Below are 15,484 nucleotides of genomic sequence, written 5' to 3' on the forward strand. Positions count from 1 at the left end.
CACCGCCGGCTGCAACGCGAAGAGGTCGCCTCCCAGGGGGAGGCGACCTCTTCGCGTTGCCGTGCTTACTCTGCTTGCGCGTCGCGCTCCTGAGCGGCGAGGGCGCGCACCACTCCGGCGCGGCCTTCGATGATCAGGCGGCGGAACGCGGGCGCCGCCCCCTCGTTGTTCGCGAGCCATGCGTCGGCGGCGTCTCGGACGCGTGCCGTCGCGAGGCCTGCGGGGAAGAAGCCCTCGATGAGGGTCTCCGCGATCTGGAAGCTCCGGTCGGCCCAGATCGTCGAGATGTGACCGAAGTAGCGGTCGACGAACGGCTCGAGGAGCGCCTCGTCGGCGACTCGGTCGAAGCCCGCGACGGTGGCGCGCACGATGGCGTTGGTGGCGTCAGAGCGATCCATGACGGACGCCCAGGCCGCTTCCTTGCCCTCGGCCGTCGGGATCGCTGCGCGGGCATGTGCCGCGCTGCGCTCGCCGTCCGCCGTGCGGTCGGATTCGAGCCTCGCCGCGATCTCGGACTCGCCGGCGCGGCCGCCCGCGACGAGCGCGTAGAGGAGCTCCCAGCCGAGGTCGGTGTCGATGTCGAGGCCCTCGAGCTTGAACGTGCCGTCGAAGAGCGCGGCGACGGCATCGAGCTGCGCTGGGCTCTCCGCGAGAGAGGCGAACGACTTGACGAAGCTGAACTGCGCGTCCGATCCCGCCTCAGCCTGCTTGGCCAGCTCGAAGAGCTCGTCGGTGACGACCTCGACGATCTCGGCCCGGTCTTCCGGCGCCGTGTAGAACTTCGCCGCGGAGATGAGCTGACCGAGCACTGTGCGGCGAGTCGTCGACTCGGTCTCGGTGCCGATGACCCCGAGCACGGTGCGGATGAAGTCGCGTGCGCGCAGCTCCGCATCCCGGGTCGCATCCCAGAGCGAGCTGACGACGAGGGAGCGGGACAGGGGAGCACGCAGCTTGGGGAGATGCTGCTGCACCGTGCCGACCGAGTGCTCGTCGAGACGGATCTTCGCGTAGGCGAGGTCGTCGTCGTTCACGATGATGAGGTCCGGGAGCGCACCGCCCACGAAGCTCGGCACCTCGGTCCGCGCGCCGTCGACGTCGAGCTCGAAGCGGTGGATGCGCACCAGCTCGTCACCCTGCACGTTGTAGAGGCCGATCGCGAGGCGGTGCGGACGGATCGTGGGGTGCTCGGCGGTCGCCGTCTGCTCGATGGCGAACGACGCGAAGTTCCCCTGCTCGTCCAGCTCGTAGACGGGGCGGAGCGTGTTGACTCCGGCCGTCTCGAGCCACTTGGCGCTCCACTCGGTGAGGTCGCGGCCACTTGTGGTCTCGAGCTCCACGAGCAGGTCGCGCAGCTCCGTGTTGCCCCACGCGTGCTTCTGGAAGTACGCGTTGATGCCGGCGAAGAACGCGTCGCGGCCGACCCAGGCGAAGAGCTGCTTGAGGACCGAACCGCCCTTGGCGTAGGTGATGCCGTCGAAGTTGACCTGCACGTCGTCGAGGTCGCGGATCTCTGCGACGATCGGGTGCGTGGAGGGCAGCTGGTCCTGTCGGTACGCCCACGACTTCTCGCTGGCGTTGAAGGTGACCCAGTTCTCGGTCCACTCGGTGGCCTCAGCGGTCGCGAGCGTCGAGATGAACTCCGCGAACGACTCGTTGAGCCAGAGGTCGTTCCACCACTTCATGGTGACGAGGTCGCCGAACCACATGTGGGCGAGCTCGTGGAGGATCGTGACGACGCGGCGCTCGCGCACCGCATCCGCGACCTTCGACCGGAACACGTAGGTCTCCGTGAACGTGACGCACCCGGCGTTCTCCATGGCGCCCGCGTTGAACTCGGGCACGAAGAGCTGGTCGTACTTCGTGAACGGGTACGGAACCCCGAAGGCCTTCTCGTAGTACTCGAAGCCCTGCTTCGTGGTGCGGAAGATGTTGTCGGCGTCGAGGTTCGGCGCGAGCGACGTGCGGCAGTACACGGCGAGCGGGATCGTGCGTCCGTCGATGGAGGTGAGCTCATCGCGCACGACCGTGTACGGGCCGGCCACGAGCGCCGTGATGTAGCTCGAGATGCGCGGCGTCGTCGCGAAGTGCCAGACGGCACGCTCGCCGTCGATGGGCTGAGGCGCCTGCGACGGCTCGTTGGAGATGACCTGCCACGCCGCGGGGGCCGTGACATGGAACGTGAAGTTCGCCTTCAGGTCCGGCTGCTCGAACACCGTGAACATGCGGCGGGAGTCGGGCACCTCGAACTGCGAGTAGAGGTACACCTCGCCGTCAGCGGGGTCGACGAAGCGGTGCAGGCCCTCGCCCGTGTTCATGTAGATCGCGTCCGCGTCGACCGTGAGCGTGTTGTGCTCGGCGAGGTTCGGCAGCTGGATGCGCACCCCGTCGTTCACGGCGGCGACGTCGAGCGCCTCGCCGTTGAGCACGACGCTGTGCACCTGGCGTGTGATGGCGTCGATGAAGGTGGACGAGCCGGGAACCGCCGAGAACGTGACCGTCGTGATCGAGCGGAACGTCTCAGGACCCGTCGTGAGGTCGAGTGCGACGTCGTAGTGCTCGACGCCGAGCACAACTCCTCGACGCTCGACCGACTCAGCGCGAGTCAGGTTCTCTCCGGGCATTCCAGCTCCTTTGGTGTGAGGGAGCCCGGAGGTTCCGGGCTTGCGGCGCGGCCAGCCTAGTCCTGCCGAGTAGGCTTATGCGTATGCCCGCACCGATCAAAGTAGATTTCTGGTTCGACCCGATCTGCCCATTCGCCTGGATGACCTCGCGATGGATCGACGAGGTCGCTCGCCATCGTGACCTCGACATCACCTGGCACATCATGAGCCTCGAGCTCCTCAACGAGGAGAAGGACATCCCGCAGTCGTACCGCGACATGCTGCAGGGAACCTCTCGCCTCGGCCGCGTCGTCGCCGGCGTCGAGCAGGACCTCGGCAACGAGAAGGTCAAGGCGCTCTACGACGCGCTCGGCACGCGCATCCACCCGGGTGGGCGCAAGGACCGCGACGAGGTGCTGCAGGAGGCGATCACCGAGCTGGAGATCCCCGAGTCGATCGTCGAGCGCGCCGACGCCGGCGAGTTCGACGAGCGCTACCGCGCGAGCCACCTCTCCGGCATGGAGCGTGTCGGTGACGAGGTCGGAACGCCGATCATCGCCATCGACGGCGTCGCCTTCTTCGGCCCCGTCGTGTCTCCTGCGCCGAAGGGCGAGGAGGCGCTTCGCCTCTTCGACGGCGTCGTGATGGCCGCGTCGGTCGATGGCTTCTTCGAGCTCAAGCGCAGCCGCACCCGCGGACCGGTGTTCGACTGATGCGCATCCACGTGGCGACGGATCACGCTGGACTGGAGTTCTCGCAGCAGCTGCAGGAGCACCTGCGCGATCAGGGTCACGAGGTCGTCGACCACGGCCCGTCCGAGTACGACGCCCTCGACGACTACCCGTCGTTCTGCATCAACGCCGCGCAGGCTGTCGCCAACGACTGGGCCAACGGCTCGAAGTCGCTCGGCGTCGTCTTCGGCGGTTCTGGCAACGGCGAGCAGATCGCGGCCAACAAGGTCACGGGTGTGCGTGCGGCGCTGGCGTGGAGCGACGCCACGGCGCAGCTGGCGCGCGAGCACAACAACGCGAACGTGATCTCCATCGGCGCGAGGCAGCACGAGATCGTGGATGTGCTGCGGTTCATCGACATCTTCATCGCCGAGCCGTTCCCGGGAGAAGAGCGCCACCTGCGCCGTATCTCGCAGCTCGCCGAGTACGAGCAGACCGGCAAGATCGCCGGGAAGTCGGTGCTTGGCGCCGTCGGCACCGTCGTGCCGCCGATGGTGGAGTCTGAGACGCCGGCGGGGAATGCCTGAGGGTCACTCCGTCCACCGAATAGCCCGCCAGTTCACTGCGAACTATGCGGGGCGTGTCGTCTCGGCGTCCTCGCCGCAGGGGCGCTTCGTCGAGGGGGCTGCCGAGATCGACGGCCGCGAGATGGTCGAGACCTTCGCGGTCGGCAAGCACATGTTCTCGCGGTTCGAGGGCGGCGTCTGGTTGCGCGTGCACCTCGGCATCTACGGTGCTTGGGATTTCTCCGGTCAGGTCTCGACGACGCTCGGGCAGACCGGCGAGTACTCGCGCAGGCGTCCCGGCGTGACGATCGAGGACTCGCGGGGTGAGACCTCGCTCTCGAGCATCGGGGCCCCGAGGCGCACGCGACTGAAGATGGCCGAGGCTGAGCGCGAGCAGGAGCTCTCGCAGTGGCCGCCGGAGCCCGTCGGGGCCGTGCGGCTGCGGCTCCTCACCGCGGAGACGTGTGCCGACCTCCGTGGTCCGACCGCGTGTGAGCTGATGACGGGCGACGAGGTCGCTGCGCGCATCGAGAAGCTGGGGCCGGACCCGCTCGTCGACCGCGGTGCGAAGGCGGAGGCGCGCTTCCTCGAGCGTGCGCGGGGCAAGCGCACGCCCATCGGCATCGTGCTCATGGATCAGCAGATCGTGAGCGGCATCGGCAACGTGTACCGGGCTGAGATGCTCTACCGGGCGGGCATCAACCCGCACACGCCGACCTCGCAGCTCACCGACGAGCAGCTCAGGCAGCTGTGGCGCGATTGGACGAAGCTGCTCAAGATCGGCGTCGAGGTTGGCCAGATGATGACGATCGACGGGCTTCGCGGGAAGGCGAAGGCGGCGGCACTCGAGAACCGCGAGGACCGGCACTGGGTCTACGGCCGTGCCGGGGAGCTGTGCCGTGTCTGCGGAACTCCCATCGCCCTCGAGGAGATGCAGGCCCGCAAGCTCTACTGGTGCCCCGGCTGCCAGCTCTGACGTTCTTCGTGAGCTGACAGCCGGCGCGCTCACCTGAGCGAGCGGATGGACGCGGCGGCGCGTTTCGCGTCGCGCAGTCGCGCCTCGTACGTGGTCGCGATGACGACGAGCACCGTGCCCGCGAGTGCGAGCCACGCCCACCAGGGGACGACGCCGGCGACGACGGCGAGCTGCTGGCGGAACGCGGTGACCGCGTGGAGCGCGGTGATGATCGCGCCGAAGACGAGCGGCGCCTGGAGGCGACGCGTGGCTCCCCAGACGGTGACGCCGACCGCGCCGAGGCCGAGGGCGATGAGACGCCAAGGCGCCGGGTCGGCGAACTGCGCCAGGTAGCTCGGGACCAGCAGCAGGGCCAGGCCCGGGGTGAGCGCGGCCCAGCTGCGCAGCGCGGGGCGCTTGTCGAGGAAGAACAGGCCTCCCGCCAGCAGCGTGGCGCCGAGGGGTGCCGTCGCGAGCTCGAGCCAGGGGGCCGGGGCCTCCGTGGCCACGACGCCGATGATGGCGACGAGGGCGGCTGCGGAGAACGCGAGGACGGGGACGCGCAGCGAGGGCCGAGCGCCGGGGGCGGATTGCGCCGGCGCCAGAGTGGGGAGCAGCTCCGGGCGGACCAGGCTCGCCAGCGTGACGGCGCAGAGCACCAGGACCCAGGTGAGTGCGACCTGCTGGCCGTTCTCGACCTCGCGTCGCAGGACGCTCGGGAGGGCGGAGAGCACCAGCGCCGTGATGGCGAGGGGCACGAGCACCGTCGAGGCGAGCGCGGCGAGGCGCGGGTTCTCGAGCTGGTGCTGGCGCCGCCACAGCGCGCTCGCGAAGAGCAGCACGAAGCAGGCAGGCAGGACACCCCAGAGCGGCAGGGTGACCGGGGTCAGGGGGCCCTGCGCTGCGATGACCAGGGCGGGGCCGAGTACGGCGGCCGAGATCGACGAGCCGACGCCGAGCGCGTTGGCCGAGGCGCGCATCCGCGGGGCAACGGGCGCGACGGTGCAGACGACGACCAGCGCGAGGGTCAGGATGGCGAGTGCGAGCTCCGGCACCGAGAGCGACAGGATGCGGGCGCCGGGTTCGTCGAGGGGCTGCGCGACCGCGGCGATCGCGCCCGCACTGAGCCAGATGCCGGGTGCCGCTGCCAGCCACAGGAGGCTCTCGACGCTTGGCGGACGGGGCTCGTCGCCGAGACGGCCGCTCGCGGCAGTCGCGGTGCCGGCTGCAAAGAACACGAGGAACGCTCCGCCGAAGGCCACGAACAAGGAGGAGCCGTCCCAGTTCCCGAGCACCTCCCAGACCCACGCGAGCGCGAGCACCGGCACGCCGAGGTAGCGGAGGATCGCGTACGGCGAGCGCGCCCCGACGTGGAGGCTCGCGACGATGGCGGCGGCCGCGAGCAGGGCGACTGCGGTCGGAAGCGCGCTCCAATCGGCGAACCCTTCGACTCGGGCGCGTGAGGCTCCCGCTCCCAGGGGGACGCCGGCCAGCGCCGTCAGGAGGCCGAGCGCGCGTAGCGCGATCCCGTCTCCTCGGCGCGTTCCCTCGGGAGCCAGGAGCACACCGGCCAGGGCGGTGAGCGCTCCGATGACTCCGGCTGCGGCGGCGATCTGCACGGGGGAGACGCTTTCGACTCCGATGGCCTGCACGTGGTCGACGAGCAGCCAGGTCGCGAGGACCGTGGTGGCGTAGCTGGCGAGTCTCACGAGCAGGTTCGGGGCGGAGAGCACTCGGGCGATCACGACGATGGCTGCCGCGACGAGGCCGACGAGGAGCACGGTGATGCCGGTCTGCTGCTGAATCCATGGGCTGCTCGGCCCGCTGGGTGTGCCGACCGCCACGGCGACACCGTGGGATGCGAGCGCTAGGAAGCCGACGAGGGCGAGTCCGGCGCGGCCGGCGGCGGTGACGAGGCGATCGGGCAGGACGGCTGCGAGGAGGCCCGCGAGCAGCGCCAGGCCGAGCAGCAGGATGGCGCTCTCGAACCGGGTGGTGAGCAGGAGCGCGATGACGACGGCGCCGCCGGTCGCTGCGAGGAGAGCGATGAGCAGCTTGCGGCGGGCGCTGGCTTCATCCGCAGCCCAGACGCGGCGCAGCAGGAGCCACGACACGGTGCCGACGAGCAGGACGCAGGCCGTGAGCCACACGAGTGCCTCGACGCTCGTGATCAGGCCGGTGAGCACGCCGCGCGGGTTGAGGTCGCCGGTCAGGTTCGCTTGGACGTGGGCGAGCGCCGTGAGCACGGCCACGCCGGCGGCCGAGGCGCTCAGCGAGACGAGCAGCGGACGCGCGTGGGCTGGGACGCTGAGGATGCTCGCTGCAAGGGCGACCCCCAGGGCGACCACGATGCCGACGAGGAAGTACAGCAGCGTGCCCGTGGTCGTCTCGGCTGAGTTGATCGCGGGGACGACCGTCGAGAGCACGAGCCCGCCGGCGAGGACGAAGGCGGCCGCTCGTGCCGGCTCGCCAGCGCTCCGCGCCCGGCCGAACCACCAGAGCAGGAGTGCGGAGACGACAAGCGGGACTCCGGCGGGGAGATGGACGCCCTCGGAGCTCGTGATGCCGGGGGTGCCGGTGGCGAAGACGTACCAGGCGGCGGTGAGGAGGCCCACGCCGATCCAGGCGATCGAGGCTCGTCCTCGCGCGCGGAACAGCCCTGCGGGGGAGATCGCGAGCAGCACCGGCACGGCGGCCGAGGTCGCGATCGTCGCCGCGAGGTACTGCGCCCCGGCGGACGACCCGAAGGCGCCGGTGAAGAACGGCGTGCTCACGAGGGAGACGAGCGCGACGGCGGTGGCTGCGAGCTCGGCGGAGAGGACCCTGCTTCCCTGAGCGCCGCGAAGTCGGGCCGCGAGGGTGCCACCGGCAGCCAGCGCGGCGGCGGCGACGCCGAGGGAGGCCACGACCGGCGGAAGGAACTGAGCCGTCACGAACGCCGTGACGAGCGCCCCGAGCGTTGCCCAGAGGGCTGGGGGCAGGACGGCGAGGAGCGGCACCACGGCGGGTGCATCCTCGTCCTGCCGGCGGCGCAGGGCGACGAGCACGAACGCGGCGCACAGCAGCGCGCCGAGCGCGGCGCAGCTCAGCCAGAGGGCTCCGAGCGGCCAGCCGGCGTCCGTCAGGAGGGCGCCGTCGTCGCTTCGCGCCGCGCTCGACCTGAGGAGCGCGAGCAGCACGAAGGAGGCGACGAAGGCAGGGAGGGCTGCCGCGGAGGCGAGCAGGATGCGCTCGGCGGTGGAGAGCCACGGTCGTGGGAGCAGCAGCGAGGCGGCGAGCAGGAGCGCGATGCCGAGGTAGGAGCACGTGATGGCGAGGTTCGTCCCCGATGGCTCCGGGGTCCTCCAGGCGTCCCGCACGAACGCGACGAGCAGGGGGACGGCGAGCAGCTGCGCGGCCGTGAGTGCGGTGAGGACGGGCCGGAGCGGTGAGGTGCGCCCGGCCGAGAACCGGAGCCCGAAGGTGAGCGCAGCGCCGACGACAAGCGCGCCGATCTCGACGGGTCGCACCGCGAGCCCCGCCGCCAGCAGCGCGAGGATCGCGACGCCGGCGACGCACTGGAGCACGATTCTGAGGGCAGTCGTGGGGACTGCGGAGGCAGGAGGGACCAGCCGCTCGCGGGCGAGCACGACCGCTCCCGCGACGGAGGCCGCGGCGATCAGCAGGTTCGCGATGGTGACGGCGAGCGCCCCAGGAGCGCTCGCGGCGGCGCACAGCGCGAGGAACGATCCCGCCGCCGTGAAGGCGGGGGTCAGCTGCCGGATCCGGCCGGGCACGAGCTGCAGCAGGCCTGCTGCCACGGCGAGCCCGAGCGCGCCACCCGCGATGGCCCACCAGGTGCGGAGCTCGGCGCCCGAGAGCGCCCTTGCCATTCCGGCCTGGTCAGCGGCGGCGAAGGACAGCACGGAGTCGGCTGATACGACCGAGAGGCCGAGCGAGATCACCGGGACCGCAGCCGCTGCGAGCGTCGTGAAGCTCAGCGAAGTCACGGCGAGCTGCAACGCGGCGGACTGCGGGCGTGCTGTCGCGGCGAGTCGGGATCTGAGCACCTGGGCTGCGGCCAGCAGGATCGGGATGAGCGCAAGCGAGAGCGCGAGGCGCACGGCCCCGGTGAAGCTCAGGGGGACTGCCCCGAGCGAGAGCGCCGTCAGGATGCCGAAGGCGATGAGGAGGCTGCGTGCGGCGAGTGCTCCGCGTTCCTGGCTGACGAGCCAGGCCAGCAGGGCCGCCGAGGCAGCCGCGATGAGGAAGAGGAAGGCGTACCCGAGCCAGGGGTCGTTGCCAGTTGCCGCCGCCGCGCCGCAGAGCACGCCGCCGGCCAGGGCGACGACGCCTGTGACGGAGAGGATCCAGCGCTCGAGCGAGCGCGGAGTTGCACCGCTGAACGAGTCGGCGGCGGGTGGGCCCTGCGTCGCGGCCGAGACGGACGGCCTGACGCGCAGCAGAACGTGCAGCGCGGAGGCGGCACCGGCCAAGACGAGGGCGAGGACCAGGCGCTGCACGGGGGACAGGAACGTGGCGGTGGCTCCGGCCGCGGTGAGGGCGAGGGCGGGCAGCACGGTGAGACTCGCGGCAATGCCGGGGGCGCGCACGTGCGAGAGGCGATGCCAGGCCTCGAAGGCCGCCGTCGCGACGAGGAGGCCGATGCCCCAGTAGAGCGTTCCCGGCACGTTGCCGGCACCGAGGAGACCCGTGGCCTGGACGGCCCACACGTCGAGGACGACCAGCACGACACCGAGCGCACCGATTCCCTCCGCCGTGGCCGAGAGCCTCCGGCGCTTCAGGATGCTGGCGGTCGCGATGACCGCGAGCGTCACGCCGGCGGTGATGGCCGCCTTGACCTCGACGCCGAAGACGACCCAGGCGAAGGTGAGGAAGACGACCGCTGCGATGCTGAGGAGCCCGATGCCGAGCACGAGGAGCAACAACTGGACGCTCGAGCGACGGGGCCGGGGCGGCTGAGCTGGCGGGGTGGGCGGCAGGTGCTGGGCCGGTGGTGCCTGATACCCGGAGGGCGCGCGCTGCGTGGCCCAGGTCTCCGTCGGCTGCGGCGCCGGGTGCTGCGTCGTCTGTTGCGCCGGCGCGGACACGTGCTGGCCGCGCTGCTGCGTGTTCTGCCCCTGGCGCGGAGCCGGAGCGGTATCCGCCCCGAGGTGCCCTGCGGCTCCTCCGAGGAGCCTCGCGTGGTCGGCCGCGAGCAGCGCGTCGCTTGCCCGGCTCCTGCCCCGCTCCTCCTCCCGGAGTCGTGTCTCCTCGGCTCGAGCCAGCTGGTCCTGTCGCGCCGCGCGGGCCTTCGCCTTGGCCTGCTCGTTCGCCGCGACGATGAACTCACCGCGGGCCAGGAGGGGGCCGCGCGCCTGCGCGCCGAGGTCGAGAAGATGGCTGATGACCGCCGAGTCGCGGGTGAAGCCGCAGGCGGGGCAGGACGGCCCTGGAGCGCCATAGGTCTCGAAGCACGAAGGGCATTTGCTCGGGTCGGTGAGATCGCCGAGCGTCTTCGGGAACCGTGGCCTCTGGGCTTGTCTGCCCACTCCTGCGTCAGTCACTCTGCGTCTACCCCCGGGGTTGTCTGGGCGTCAGCCTAGCGAGCGAGCCGCGAGGATGCCGTTCTCCGGACAAGAATGGGGAGGCGAAAGCGGGAGCGGGGGAGGACTGCCCGGTCAGATCAGCCGGGCAGTCGGGCCCGAGACGCGCTCAGGCGCCGACGAACGGGAGGCGCTTGCGCCAGTGGCTGATGGAGACGGCGATGCGAGACGACGTCTGCTCGTCCCACTCGACCGCGAGGCCGTTGCTGCGCATGGTCGTGGCCACGAGACGTCCGAGCTGCTGCTCCGCCTCCGCGCGCTCTTCCGCCGTCTGCGAGGCGCTGGCCGCGAACGTGCCGAACGCGAGGAGCAGCTCCGCGTCGTCACCGGCGAGGCGCTCCGCGTCCTGCTGGTGGAAGAAGACGTAGCCGACGTGCTTGCCGATGGTCCTCTCGGCCTCGATCTCGGCGTGCCCGCAATTCTGGCAGCAGGCGAAGTTCATGCGCGCGACGACGCCGGCCTGCTCGAGGTCGGCGAACGCGGCTCGGAGCTTCTCGTAGTCGCCTTCGCTGGCCCAGTCACGCTGGCAGTCGGCGAGGTCGTCCCAGGTGGCGGTGACGATCCGCTCGATCTCATCGGGACGGACGGGCAGCGCCTCGTCCTCGGCGAACGAGCCAGCGGTCTCGAGGGCCTCGTCGAGGGAGACGAAGCCGGGTCGGATGAGTTCGACGGTCCGAGCGCGGAGGGTTTCCCGCGCGTTGTGAACGCCGTGCGGCTGGTGCTCGGCCTGGGGGGTGCTCGAGGCTGGGCGGAGGTACTTGAACAGATCCACGGCGGAGACTCTACGTCTCCACGGGTGGAACGTCCAACCGTGAGCTGTTCAGGGTCGCCTTCCCGCCGAGTCTGCTGGAGCTTTCCGGCGGGCTGGGGCGAGACTTGGCGCATGACTGAATGGAATGTGCGCCCTGTCACTGCGTCGGACGAGCCGGAATGGCGGGAGCTCTATCGCGGCTACCGAGCGTTCTACGGGGTTCCCGTCGACGAGGGCAAGATCGACACCGTCTGGTCGTGGCTGAGCGACGAGGCCCACGAGTCGCACGGCTTCGTCGCGGTCGACGCGGAGGGGCACCTGGGTGGTATCGCGCATGTGCGTCGCTTCGCTCGACCGCTCTCCGCCACCACGGGGCTGTACCTCGACGACCTCTTCACCTCCCCGGCGGTCCGCGGCGGCGGCGCGGGCCGGGCCCTCCTGCTGCACCTCGGCGAGTACGCCGAGGATGCTGGCCTCAGCGTCGTGCGCTGGATCACGGCTGAGGACAACGCGACCGCTCGGCGCCTCTACGACTCGGTCGCGAAGCAGACGGCGTGGGTGACCTACGACATCGTGTCGTGACCCCGCGACGCTCGGTCGCTACGGCGTCTCTCGGCGTTCACCGAATCGCGAGAGACTGAGCCTCATCGAGCCGGAGCTCGACACTTCGACGAGGAAGGCCCCTCATGCCGACACACCTCAGCCGTCTGCAGCGCGATCGCGCGCCCCGGCCGACTCGCGACGAGCTCTACGCGGCGGGCAAGGCGCTCCGCAAGACGCAGCCGCACGTCGAGCACGCCATCTTCGTCCCTGGCGAGCGCGACCCCCGGGCGATCCTCGCCGAGCAGAACGAGGCGAGACTGCCAGAGCTCGTGGCGCTGCGCATGGGGCGCATGCTCGACAGTCCGTTCACGTTCTATCGCGGCACCGCCGCGATCATGGCGCACGACCTGTCCCAGGGGACGAGCACCGGCATCCAGGTGGTGGCGTGCGGCGATGCGCACCTCAGTAACTTCGGGCTGTTCGCCTCGCCGCAGCGCACGCTCGTGTTCGACCTCAACGACTTCGATGAAGCCGCGTCTGCGCCGTGGGAGTGGGATCTGAAGCGGCTCGTGGCGAGCGTGGTCGTCGGCGCTCGAGACCTCGGACTCACCGAGGAGCAGACGAGGAAGGCGGCGAGGAAGGCCGCGGCCGCCTACCGGGAGGGGATGCGCGAGATGGTGGGCCATTCGGCCCTCGACCGCTACTACCTGCGGCTCGACACCGACGTGGCGCATCCCTCGTTCAGGACGGAGGCACAGGACGTGCTCGCGAAGGCGACGAAGAGTGCCAGGAAGCGCACGTCGCAGAAGTTCGTCGACAAGCTCACGGAGCGGGCGGCCGACGGCACCAGGCTCATCGTCGAGAATCCGCCCGTGATGACGCACGTGTCGCCAGAGGCCGAGGCGCGCGTCGAGGAGCTCTTCGAGCGGTACCGTGCGACGGTCGGCACCGACGTGGCGTTCCTGCTCGGCAACTTCACGCTCACGGACGTCGCGCGGCGTGCTGTCGGGGTCGGGAGCGTGGGCACCCGGTGCTTCATCCTGATCCTGACGGGGCCGGGCGGGGAGGCGCTCGTGCTGCAGGTGAAGGAGGCCCCGCCGTCGGTGCTCGAGGCCTACGGCCACGTCGACCCGAGGAGGCTCCTCCAGGCGCGATCTCGCCGCGAGTACGACGAACTCGGAGAGGGGTACCGGGTGGTGAGCTGCCAGCGCATCCTGCAGGCCGTCTCCGATCCGTTCCTCGGCTACCTGCGCTTCGAGGATGAGGACGGCGTCCCAAGGGACTTCTACGTGCGGCAGTTCAGGGACATGAAGGGCTCGGTCGACCTCGACCAGCTCACGCCATCGGAGTTCTCGAAGTACGGGGAGGCGTGCGGCACGCTCCTCGCACGCGCCCACGCGCAGAGCCCCATCGCGCCGATGATCGCCGGGTACCTCGGCAAGAGCGGCTCGTTCGACGGCGCGATGGCCGAGTGGGCGATCGGCTACGCCGAGCAGTCCGCGCTCGACTACGCCGAGCTGCTCGCGGCGAGAGACCGCGGAGAGTTCGAGGCGGTCTCCGACCGCTGAGGTCTTGTGTGCGGCATCGCCTCGCTTCCTCGGCCGCCCGGGAGCCTAGGAGGCGCGGCGCTGCTGTGCGTCGGTGACCGCATCCGCCGACCCGAAGGCGCTCGGCGGCTCCGGCGCGAGCCAGCCGTGCTCGCGCAGCGCGGCCACGGCGGCCTCTCGCGCCGAGTACGGCACGATGCGGCCGTCGACCTCGACGTCGGCCCGGTGCCCGTGCCCGCCGACGAAGATCAGGTCTCCGGGCTCGGCCAGTGCGACGGCGTGGTCGATGCCGGTCGCCGAGTCGGCGATCTCGTAGAGCTCCCGCTCGGGGAACTCGGCGCGGATCGTCTCGACAAGGGTGCGGCGGATGCTGTCGGGGTCTTCCGTTCGCGGGTTGTAGTCGGTGACGATGACGACGTCCGACTCCTCGCTCGCGGCGCGCGCCATCTCCGGGCGCTTTCCCTTGTCTCGGTCGCCGTCGGCGCCGAAGATCATGAAGAGCCGGCCGGGGGTGAACGGGCGGAGGGCGTGCAGCACCGCGCGGAAGGACGCTGCCGTATGCCCGTAGTCGACGTAGACGCGCAGCTCCGACTCGCCGGAGACGAGGTCGAGGCGACCCGGGACAACGGGGTGGAGCCCGTCCGTGGCGCTCAGCGCCTCCCGAATGTGCTCGAGCGACGCGAGTCCGGTGCCGATGACGGAGACGATCGCGAGCGCGAGGTCGAGCGCCGTGAAGGCGCCGGGGAGGCCGATGCTGGAGGTGAGCTCCTCGCCGTTCGGGCCCCGCAGGGTGAAGTCGGTGCGTTCGAGGCCCTCGGCGTCGATGTGCAGCACCCAGTCGGCGTCGGCTGCGCCCTCCGCGGTGTCGCGTGCGACCTTCACGACGGGGATCAGCGACTCGGCCGCCGCGCGGCGCCCCCACTCGTCTTCGATCGCGATGACGCCGCGCTTCGCGTGCCTCGGCGTGAAGAGCACCAGCTTCGACGCGAAGTAGTTCTCCAGCGTGCCGTAGACATCGAGGTGGTCCTGCGAGAGGTTCGTGAAGATGGCGCTCTCGAAGGGCAGGCCGTCGACCCGCCCACCGTCGAGGCCGTGGGAGGAGACCTCGATCGCGGCCGCCTGCACGTCGTCCTCGGTCATGCGAGCGACGAGGCCGTGCAGGTAGTCGGACTCGGGCGTCGTGAGCCGACCGGAGAGACGGGTCTCGAGCCGCGCGTCGCCCACGATGCGCTCGACGGTTCCCGAGAGCCCGGCCTTGATGCCGAGCGAGAGGAAGAGCGCGTGCAGGAGGTAGCTCGTGGTCGTCTTGCCGTTGGTGCCGGTCACCGCGAAGAGCTGGGGCGTGGCGATCCCGGTGCCGAAGACGGTCGAGGCAGCGACGCTCATGACCTCGCGCGGGTTCTCGACGACGATGGCGGGCAGGTCGAACTCGGCGGCCTTTGCTGCGCCGGCCTCGTCGGAGAGCACGGCGACCGCGCCGGCCCGGACGACCGCTGGCAGGAAGTCTGCGCCGTGCATCCGTGCCCCGGGAATCGCGACGTAGAGGTCACCTGGGCGGATGCGCCGGGAATCGCTCGAGACCCCGGTCACCGTGACGGCGTCGCTCGCGGGGGAGACGTTCCCGCCGGTCGCAGCCGCGATCTTGGCGAGGGGAACAGCGTGTGGGCTGTTGGGGCGTGCGAGATCTGACTGCAATGGTGTTCCTCTCGGAGGGCGCTGGGGCGCCGCGGGTGGCCTTCACTGCAACGCCTCGGCCGACGCCGGTGCGAGGGACCTCAGTCACGCCAGCGTGCAGATAACAAGAAGATAACGACGACGCATATGCGGGCCACATGACGAACGTGTGAGTCGTCTATGCGCGGCGCATGAGTCGACGAAAAAGACCCCCTCGAGAGGGGGTCTTGCCTGGCTCGAAGCTGCAGGAGGATGCTGGTCGGGGTGACAGGATTCGAACCTGCGACTTCCCGCTCCCAAAGCGGGCGCTCTACCAAGCTGAGCTACACCCCGGTGCCGATCGCGCGGCGAACCGGAGGTAATGTTACCGGACTCCCGGGGCCACGCGGACCACATCCACGGCCGCGACTCGCTGATGGAGGGTGGAGTTCACGGACCTCGTCGAGATGGGGTAGCATTCTCTTCGTCCCGATTCGGGGCTGTAGCTTAGTGGTAAAGCCTCTGTCTTCCAAACAGATGATGCGAGTTCGATTCTCGTCAGCCCCTCCAGAGAAAAGCCCGGTCAAGCCAGAGATGGCTCGGCCGGGCTTCG

Annotated in this window: 9 protein-coding genes and 2 tRNA genes; 6 read left to right on the forward strand and 5 right to left on the reverse strand. The window is 70.5% G+C overall.

Going from position 1 to position 15,484, the window contains the following annotated elements; all coding sequences use genetic code 11:
- Positions 1-65: 65 nt before the first annotated feature.
- Positions 66-2,621, reverse strand: a complete 2,556-nt coding sequence (gene pepN, locus C5E07_RS06720) for an aminopeptidase N (RefSeq protein ID WP_104298880.1) — start codon at positions 2,619-2,621, stop codon at positions 66-68.
- Between the two features lie 83 nt (positions 2,622-2,704).
- Between pepN and C5E07_RS06725 the strand changes: the two genes are divergently transcribed.
- The 3 genes from C5E07_RS06725 to C5E07_RS06735 are packed head-to-tail and all read left to right on the forward strand — an operon-like array spanning position 2,705 to position 4,813.
- A complete protein-coding gene (locus C5E07_RS06725; RefSeq protein WP_104240751.1) occupies positions 2,705-3,313 on the forward strand; it encodes a DsbA family protein in 609 nt (202 codons plus the stop codon).
- Positions 3,313-3,858: a ribose-5-phosphate isomerase gene (locus tag C5E07_RS06730; protein WP_104240752.1), complete on the forward strand. Its 546-nt coding sequence runs from the start codon at positions 3,313-3,315 to the stop codon at positions 3,856-3,858. Before C5E07_RS06725 ends, C5E07_RS06730 begins: the two co-directional genes overlap by 1 nt.
- Positions 3,851-4,813: an Fpg/Nei family DNA glycosylase gene (locus C5E07_RS06735; protein WP_104298881.1), complete on the forward strand. Its 963-nt coding sequence runs from the start codon at positions 3,851-3,853 to the stop codon at positions 4,811-4,813. The genes C5E07_RS06730 and C5E07_RS06735 overlap by 8 nt, the downstream gene beginning before the upstream one ends.
- Positions 4,814-4,842: 29 nt before the next feature.
- Here the strand turns inward: C5E07_RS06735 and C5E07_RS06740 are convergent, their stop codons facing one another.
- Positions 4,843-10,338, reverse strand: coding sequence for an SCO7613 C-terminal domain-containing membrane protein (locus tag C5E07_RS06740; RefSeq protein ID WP_104298882.1), 5,496 nt, complete (start codon positions 10,336-10,338; stop codon positions 4,843-4,845).
- Positions 10,339-10,486: 148 nt separating this feature from the next.
- A complete protein-coding gene (locus C5E07_RS06745) occupies positions 10,487-11,149 on the reverse strand; it encodes a DUF6891 domain-containing protein (protein ID WP_104298883.1) in 663 nt (220 codons plus the stop codon).
- 111 nt (positions 11,150-11,260) lie between these two features.
- On the opposite strand from C5E07_RS06745, the gene C5E07_RS06750 reads away from it, so the two are divergent.
- Entirely contained in the window at positions 11,261-11,710 is a 450-nt protein-coding gene (locus C5E07_RS06750) for a GNAT family N-acetyltransferase (RefSeq protein WP_104298884.1), read from the forward strand.
- A 104-nt stretch (positions 11,711-11,814) separates the two neighbouring features.
- The gene (locus tag C5E07_RS06755) at positions 11,815-13,239 is read left to right on the forward strand and encodes a DUF2252 domain-containing protein (RefSeq protein ID WP_104298885.1); all 1,425 of its coding nucleotides are present in this window, start codon (positions 11,815-11,817) and stop codon (positions 13,237-13,239) included.
- A gap of 45 nt (positions 13,240-13,284) precedes the next feature.
- Here C5E07_RS06755 and C5E07_RS06760 read toward each other — a convergent pair whose 3' ends face one another.
- Together C5E07_RS06760 and C5E07_RS06765 are read right to left on the reverse strand one after the other, a co-directional pair.
- Positions 13,285-14,913, reverse strand: coding sequence for a Mur ligase family protein (locus tag C5E07_RS06760; RefSeq protein WP_104298886.1), 1,629 nt, complete (start codon positions 14,911-14,913; stop codon positions 13,285-13,287).
- A gap of 235 nt (positions 14,914-15,148) precedes the next feature.
- Positions 15,149-15,225, reverse strand: a tRNA-Pro gene (locus C5E07_RS06765).
- Between the two features lie 142 nt (positions 15,226-15,367).
- Between C5E07_RS06765 and C5E07_RS06770 the strand changes: the two genes are divergently transcribed.
- Positions 15,368-15,441 (forward strand) — tRNA-Gly (locus tag C5E07_RS06770).
- Positions 15,442-15,484 lie beyond the last annotated feature (43 nt).

Source organism: Pseudoclavibacter sp. RFBJ3, from assembly GCF_002931375.1.
In the GTDB taxonomy this organism is placed as follows: Bacteria; Actinomycetota; Actinomycetes; order Actinomycetales; family Microbacteriaceae; genus Pseudoclavibacter.